General features: G+C 73.1%; 6 protein-coding genes and 2 pseudogenes. 2 read left to right on the top strand and 6 right to left on the bottom strand.

Translation table 11 applies throughout. The features are described 5' to 3' along the window. A pseudogene (locus tag KCH_RS07590) lies at positions 1-892 on the top strand (hypothetical protein); the annotation flags it as partial. A 27-nt stretch (positions 893-919) separates the two neighbouring features. On the opposite strand, the gene KCH_RS07585 reads toward KCH_RS07590, so the two are convergent. From KCH_RS07585 to KCH_RS07570, 6 genes and pseudogenes are all read right to left on the bottom strand, one after another. After that, positions 920-1,531, bottom strand: coding sequence for a hypothetical protein (locus KCH_RS07585; protein ID WP_157031941.1), 612 nt, complete (start codon positions 1,529-1,531; stop codon positions 920-922). Between the two features lie 101 nt (positions 1,532-1,632). Beyond that, a complete protein-coding gene (locus KCH_RS47635) occupies positions 1,633-1,851 on the bottom strand; it encodes a hypothetical protein (RefSeq protein ID WP_482793292.1) in 219 nt (72 codons plus the stop codon). Beyond that, positions 1,812-3,086 (bottom strand): SGNH hydrolase domain-containing protein, encoded by a 1,275-nt coding sequence (locus tag KCH_RS47630; protein ID WP_482793291.1) that lies wholly within the window; start codon positions 3,084-3,086, stop codon positions 1,812-1,814. Before KCH_RS47630 ends, KCH_RS47635 begins: the two co-directional genes overlap by 40 nt. Positions 3,087-3,544: 458 nt before the next feature. Continuing rightward, positions 3,545-4,360 (bottom strand): annotated as a pseudogene (locus tag KCH_RS47625) (acyltransferase family protein); the annotation flags it as partial. Between the two features lie 113 nt (positions 4,361-4,473). Next, positions 4,474-6,138 (bottom strand): glycosyltransferase family 2 protein, encoded by a 1,665-nt coding sequence (locus KCH_RS07575; protein ID WP_035860505.1) that lies wholly within the window; start codon positions 6,136-6,138, stop codon positions 4,474-4,476. Between the two features lie 313 nt (positions 6,139-6,451). Continuing rightward, a complete protein-coding gene (locus KCH_RS07570) occupies positions 6,452-6,814 on the bottom strand; it encodes an ArsR/SmtB family transcription factor (RefSeq protein ID WP_035860502.1) in 363 nt (120 codons plus the stop codon). Positions 6,815-6,920: 106 nt separating this feature from the next. On the opposite strand from KCH_RS07570, the gene KCH_RS07565 reads away from it, so the two are divergent. Continuing rightward, a partial coding sequence (locus KCH_RS07565; RefSeq protein WP_035860499.1) for an oxidoreductase occupies positions 6,921-7,235 on the top strand: 315 nt, incomplete at its 3' end.

Here is a 7,235-nt window from a genome sequence, read left to right as displayed (position 1 = left end):
CCCCGCCCGCCAGCAGATCCGCGAGCTGCCCGCCGCCGCCCTGCCCGACCACGCCGCCGCCTGGGCCGCCGCGTTCGCACCCCGGCTGCGCGTCCTCACCGACGAGCTCGCCCAGCTGGAGCGCAACCGCTCCTCCATCGTCGACCGCCTCCGCGGCCTGGTCGAAACCTCCCTCGGCACCCTGCGCGCCGCCCAGCGCCTCTCCCGCCTCCCCGAAGGCCTCGGCGAATGGTCGGGCCAGGAGTTCCTGCGGATCCGCTTCGAGGACCCCGACCACGCCGTCCTGGTCGAACGGCTCGGCGAAGTCATCGACGAGGCCACCCAGTCCGCCGTCCGGAAGAACTCCGACCTGCGACGTGACGGCATGTCACTGCTGCTGCGCGGCGTCGCCGCCGCGATCGGCCCCAAGGGCGTCTCGGTCGAGATCCTCAAGCCGGACGCCGTCCTGCGCGCCGAACGGGTCTCGGTCGGTCAGATGTCGGACGTCTTCTCCGGCGGCCAGCTGCTCACCGCGGCCATCGCCCTGTACTGCACGATGGCCGCGCTCCGCGCCAACGACCGCGGCCAGTCGCAGCTCCGGCACGCGGGCACGCTGTTCCTGGACAACCCGATCGGCCGCGCCAACGCGACCTACCTGCTGGAGCTCCAGCGGGCCGTCGCGGACGCGCTCGGCGTCCAACTGATCTACACCACCGGCCTGTTCGACACCACGGCGCTGGCGGAGTTCCCGCTCGTCATCCGGCTGCGCAACGATGCGGACCTCCGGGCCGGCCTCAAGTACATCTCCGTCGAGGAACACCTGCGGCCCGGCCTCCCGGCGCCGCAGGACCCGGACGGGCCGACGATCCACGGGGAGATCACGGCGACCCGGATGTTCCGCAAGCCGGAGTAGGGAGAGCCCGGCCGGGGGCCTCGCCGCTCACATGTCCTTGACCGGCTGGCCCGCCTTGAGGGTGACCGGGATCCGGCCGGCCACGGCCGTGAGGGCGGCGCGGAGGGCGGGCGAGGTCGTGGAGGCCTCGTCCGTCTCGACCACCAGGCCGGTCGCGTGCGGCGCCATGCCCGCGCTGAAGACCTTCGCGGGGAGCTCGGCCGTCATGATCGCGTCCATCGCCCGGTCGATCTCGGCCCTGGTGAACGGGCAGCCCTCCACCCGGACCCGCCCGGTGTCGGCGTCCGGATGGGCCTGCTTCGCGGCGGCGACCAGCGCACGGCCGCGCGCCGGATCCGTCACGGACAGCACGACGACATTCCGCTCATTGTCCAACTCCAGCGTCCCGTAGACGTCCTGGAACGCCCCGCGCCCCTGCTCGCCCAGCGCCGAGGCGAGGTCCGACAGCCCGGGCCGCGACATCGGGGTGCCACTGGGCGACGGCGAGGGCCACGGCGACGGCGAGGCGCCGAGGGTGGCGGTCGCCGGTGCGTTCGGGGCCGCCCCGCCCGCAGTCTGCGTCGCCGAGCCGCACGCCGTGAGCGTGATCAGCCCGGCGGCGGCGAGGCCGGCTCCCCAACGGATGCGTGCTGCTGACATCGGTCCCCCTCGGTCGACGGGCACGGGCGACTCCCGTGCCCCACTGAACGTCCCCCGGTCCGACGCACGCGGACCGGGGGAGGTTCCAGGGGGACGGGCCGTCAGTTCCGGGTGGAGACGGTGACCGAGGCGACCTTCATCGGGTGGCCGGGCTCGGTCGCCGGGGTCGGCGAACTTCCGTGCGCGGCAGGCAGGTTGCCGCCGACGGCGACGTTCAGCACGAGGAAGATCCCGTGGTGGACCGCCTGGTCCCAGGCGGCCGGGTCGACCTGGTCGGAGGTCACCGCGAAGAACTCCCGGCCGTCGCGCAGCCAGCGCACCTTCTCGGGGGTGGCCGTCCGGTCCACCTCCACCGTCCAGGTGTGGAAGGAGCCCCAGCAGTCCGCGCAGGACTGCTCCCCGGAGCCCAGGCCGTTCGGCTCCTGGCAGGGGCCGCCGGGGTGGTGCCGCAGTGCATGGTGCCGAAGACGCCGCGTCCGCCGACCGATTCGAGGACGTCGAGTTCGCCGACGCCGGGCCAACCGGTGTACCCGTCACGGAGCTTGCCGCCGAGTGCCCAGAACGCGGGCCAGTACCCGGCCGCGGCAGGGCCGTTGACGGCGGGCAGCGCCAACTTGGCCTCCACCCGCAGGACTCCGCCCGCCGGGGCGGAGAAGTCCGCGCGCCGGGACTCGATCCGGCCCGAGGACCAGCGGCCGGAGGCGTCCCGGGTGGGCACGATCTCCAGTGAACCCTGGCCGTCCAGGCGGACGTTGGCGGTGGAGTCGGTCATGGTCTCGATCTCGCCGGTGCCCCACTGCGCGGCCGGGCAGCCGGGGTAGCAGGTGCCCAGGTCGTACTGCCAGTTCGCGGGGTCGGGCCGGGAGCCGGCCGGGCCGTCGAACTCCTCGTGCAGCAGCGTGGTCCAGCCGGAGCCGAACACGCCCGCGTCGATCAGGAGTTGGTCGAGGCGCGCGGCGAGGACGACGGCCGCCGCGTTGGTCAGGTGCGAGTCGTCGCGGTACAGCAGGACGTGCTCCAGGACGGCCGGGCAGCTTCGCCCGTCGCCGGGGCAGAGCACCTGGTTGACGCCGATGGTCTGCACGCCGGGCAACTTCCCGGCGGCGATCTCCTCGGCCAGCGGGTCGGCCCAGAGTCCTTCGGCGCGCGGGAAGTCGCAGGCCGAGGGGGTGTCGGGGTGCCCGGAGACGCAGGCGGGGACGTCCCGGCCGGGGATCGGGGTGTCCTGCAGGTAGACGATCGGGACGCCCAATGCCCGCAGCGGGGCGAGGGTCTGCTCCCAGCCGCGCAGCAGCGTCTCGCGGTCGGCGGTGTACCGGTTCAGCGTGGAGACGACGATCAGCTTCGGCTTCGGCCCCTCCTTGAGCCGGGTCAGCGCGTTGGCCCGCCAGGTGTCGCACTCGTGGTAGGTGCGGCCCAACTGCGGGTTGACCACCGTGAGTTCGGGCAGCGGGCAGCCCTGCTTGACGAGTTCCTCGACGGACAGGCGGTGCTGGGCGGCGATGCCCAGCACGGCGGAGAACCACTGGCCGGCGTGCGAGTCACCGAGCAGCACGATCCGGTCGTCGCCGCTGCCGAAGCGGCAGGGCGGGCTGGTGGTGTCGGCGGGGTCGACCTCGCAGGCGCCGTCCGGCGGGAAGTCCTGCCGGGCCTGGACGGGGTTGGGGACGGTCGGGCCGTTCGCCGGCGGGGCGGCGGCGAGCAGGCTGTGACCGGTGCGGGCGCCCGGCGGCAGACCGGACGGGTCCGGGGAGTGGCGGGGCCGAGGTTGCGGATGGTGCCGGTGCCGACGACCAGCGCCAGCACCACCGGCATGACGACCGCGCTGAGGCCCAACGAGAGCCCGCGGCGCGGGATCTCGCCGAGCACCAGGCTGCGGCGCAGCGGCTGCTCAAGCCAGTTCAGGGCGGCGAGCGCGGGCAGCGCGGCGGCCGCCGTCAGGGCGACCTTGACGCCCCAGTGCAGCGTTCCCCACCGGGCTTCGGCGAGCACCAGCACCGGCCAGTGCCACAGGTAGAGGTTGTAGGAGAGCCGGCCGATCGCGCGTGGTGCGGAGAGCGCCAACGCCCGTCCCACCAGGTGCTGTTCGCCGGGCAGGATGATCGCGGCGGTGCCAAAGGTGGGCAGCAGCGCGGCGATGCCGGGGTAGGGGGTGCGGGCGTCGAAGAGCAGCACCGCGGCGAGCACCGCGGCCATGCCGCCCAGGCCCAGCAACTCCCGGATCAGCCTGGGTATTTCGCGGACCGGCAGCAGCGCGATCACGGCGCCGGCGGCGAACTGCCAGGCCCGGGTGGGCGTGGAGAGGTACGCGCCGGCGCTCCAGTGCAGGGAGAGCCAGAACGAGCCGGCGCCGAGCAGCAGGGTCAGGCCGAGGACGGTGCGCCGCTTCCAGGCCCAGCGGGCGGCGAGGGCCAGCAGCGGCGCCCAGAGCAGGTAGAACTGCTCCTCGACGGCGAGCGACCAGAAGTGCAGCAGCGCACTGGGGTCGCGGCCGGCCGCCAGGTAGTCGGTCTGTTCGGCGATGAAGCGCCAGTTGGCGACGGACAGCGCGGAGGCGAGGACGTCGCGCTCCAGGTCGGCGCGGCGCAACGGCGCGGTGAGCAGGGCGCCGAGGACGGCGACCACGGCGAGCACCACGGCGGCGGAGGGCAGCAGGCGGCGGGCGCGGCGGGCGTAGAACTCGGCGAGCCGGACCTTGCCGGTGGCGAGGCTCTCGCCGCGCAGCAGGCCGGTGATCAGGTAGCCGGAGATGACGAAGAAGACGTCGACGCCGACGAATCCGCCGGCGAAGCCGGGGACGGCCGCGTGGAAGGCGAGGACGGCGAGCACGGCGACGGCCCGCAGGCCCTCGATGTCGGGTCTGAACCTGGGCCGCTCGACGGGTGGTTGCCCGAGGACGACGGTGAGCGGGGCGGTGCTGGTGGACACGGGAGGAGGACCTTTCAGCCCAGCCAGGGCAGCATCGGAGCCACCCAGCCGGAGGCGAGCAGGGCGATCAGGGCGAGCGTGCTCGTGACGGCGAGGGCCTCGGGCCAGCGCCGGGGCCGCATCGCCGGGCGGGCCCCGGATTCGGTCGGTTCGGTGGAGCGCGGCCGCAGTTCGGCGTACAGGTCGCGGATCAGCGGGACGCCGAGGTGCAGCTGCACGGCGAGGTACAGGCCGAGGCCCCAGGTGGTGTGCCAGCCGTGCATGGCGGTGGCGGCGGCGATGCCGACGGCGGTGGCGGCCAGGGTGCCGGCCGTCCAGACCAGGGAGACCAGCAGGACCTTGCGGGCCATGCCGCCGGACCGGCCGGGCTTGGCGACGCCGGTGGGCACCCAGGCGGCGCTGCGGCCGCGGGCGGTGTGCCAGTAGGCGGTGGCGGCGGCGAAGCTCATCAGCACGTTGGCGCGCAGCACTTCGGAGCGCCAGCGGGTGCGGCTGACCCGGGGGAGCAGCACGTGCCAGAGCCACAGCAGGGAGAGCATCGGCAGGACGTACCAGGCGCGGACCTCGCCCGGGTAGGCGAACAGCATGACCAGCGGCGGCAGCGGTGCGGTGAGCACGTTCACGGCAGCGGCCAGGTAGCCGATGATGCCCTCGTCGAAGCAGCGGCGCATCCGCCAGGTCATGGCCTTGCGGGTGGCCCGGTCGCCGATCAGGTGCAGGTTGCCCATCGTCCAGCGGTACTGCTGGTTGACGAAGCTGGTGGTGGAGTCCGGCGAGGTGCCCTTGGCGACCAGGACGGGGACGTACCGGGTGGTGAATCCGCGCTGGTGCAGGGCGAGGCCGGTGTACATGTCCTCGCTGTGGTCGAGCCGGGCGAAGCCGCCGGCGGCGTCGATCGCGGCGCGCCGGTAGACGGCGTTGGAGCCGCAGCAGATCGCCGCGTCGGAGGCGTCGCGGCTGGGCTGCACCCAGCGGAAGAACCACTCCTGGGCGGAGCCGGCGGCGCGCTGCACCCAGCCCATCGAGGCGTCGGTGTCGAAGCACTGCGGGCTCTGCACGATGCCGACCTTCGGGTCGCCGAAGTACGGCAGCAGGTGGTGCAGCAGGTCGGCGCGCGGCGCGAAGTCGGCGTCCAGGATGGCGATGTACTCGGCGCTGCTCAGGGTGAGCGCGTGGTTGAGGTTGCCGGCCTTCTTGAACTCGCCGCGGTTCGGGCGGACCACGTAGTGGTAGCCGAACTCGGCTGCCATCGCGGCCACTTCGGGCCGGTCGCCGTCGTCCAGCACCCAGACGTCGAGCTGTCCGGGGTGGTCGAGCCGGGCGACGGCGCGGTAGGCGTTGGCGAGGATGTCGAGCGGCTCGCCGCAGGTCGGCAGGTACAGGTCGACGGACGGCGGCTGCGCGGGCTGCCAGGCGGCGACCAGCAGTTCGTGGCCGGCCCGGGTGAAGCGGCGGCGGCGCAGCCCGTTGAGGCAGGTCAGTGCCAGGGCTACCAGGTTGACGCCGAGGACGGCCAGGAACGGCCAGAGCGCGACGGTGCGCAGGGAGAAGCTGAACATCGTGGCCGCGCTGAGCACGAAGGCGAACGCGGAGAGTAGCGGAACCCAGCGGCGCTGAGGTCCGAAGTACCAGTAGAGCTCCTGATCGGAAGGTGGCGACGGAAGGTGATTGACAGTCATTGGGCCCCCCACGGCCGGTCATTGACACCTGTCGCCGGTCAGATTACCTGATTGGTATAGACCAAATGACCACGTGGGATGAACGCTGGTGCAACTCCGGTGAAGCCCGTGTGACCAGGCATGACCGTGTCAGAAAGCCCGCCCCGGCTACCGCCCCGTGTGGCCTCTGTGGCGGTGGACGTGCACGGTGGCAGGACGGTTGCGAGTGATCCATGGCGGAGGGTCGCCGGAGGCCATGGCGAGTATTCGCCGCAGGAGTTGACGGTCCGTCAGGACTGCGGAGCGTGGGCCCGGTGTTGTGGCGGGCGGGTGCCTAGCGGGCGGCGGGCCTGTCCGCGCGGGTGCACCGTACGGCGGCCGCGAGCACCGCGTCGAGCAGGCCGGGGAAGCGTGCGGCGAGGTCCTCGACGCGCAGGGTGTTCATCTTGGAGGTGCCCCGGCGGTGCTGGCGGATCACGCCGGCCTCCCGCAGGACGCGGAAGTGGTGCGTCAGCGTCGACTTGGTGACCGGCAGTTCGAAGGCCAGGCAGTTCAGCTCGTCGCCGCCCGCCCCCGCCAGCTCGGCGACGATCCGCAGCCGGGTCGGATCGGCGAGCGCGTGCAGCACGGCCTCCAGTCGCAGCTCGGCGGCGGGCGGCTCGGGCAGCAGGCCGGGACAGTCGTGGTCGATGGTCACCAGGCCATGGTACGAGAACTCTCGTAGTTTGACAGATGTCGTAGTACGGCAGCTATCGTACGAAGCGAAGAAGCCGCTGCCGGGACCACAGGAAGGACGGGCCGTCGTGAGCGCCCTGTTCGAGCCGATCACCCTCCGTTCGCTGACCATCCCCAACCGCATCTGGCTCAGCCCGATGTGCATGTACTCGGCCGCGCCCGAAGGCCCCGAGACCGGCGTCGCCACCGACTTCCACCTCGCCCACCTGGGCTCCCGGGCCGCCGGCGGCGCCGGCCTGGTGATGGTCGAGGCCACCGGCGTCCGCCCCGACGCCCGGATCTCCCCGTGGGACCTCGGCCTGTGGAACGACCGCCAGCAGGAGGCCCTCGCCCGGGTCGCCGCGCTGATCCGCTCGCACGGCTCGGTCCCGGCGATCCAGCTG

The organism is Kitasatospora cheerisanensis KCTC 2395 (assembly GCF_000696185.1).
GTDB classification, from domain to species: domain Bacteria; phylum Actinomycetota; class Actinomycetes; order Streptomycetales; family Streptomycetaceae; genus Kitasatospora; species Kitasatospora cheerisanensis.
This window is presented reverse-complemented; position numbering and strand designations above follow the sequence as displayed.

Coding starts and splice junctions, on each gene's coding strand:
- KCH_RS07575 (WP_035860505.1), bottom strand. CDS start 6,138: ATGACTGTCAATCACCTTCCGTCGCCACCTTCCGATCAGGAGCTCTAC.
- KCH_RS07585 (WP_157031941.1), bottom strand. CDS start 1,531: ATGTCAGCAGCACGCATCCGTTGGGGAGCCGGCCTCGCCGCCGCCGGG.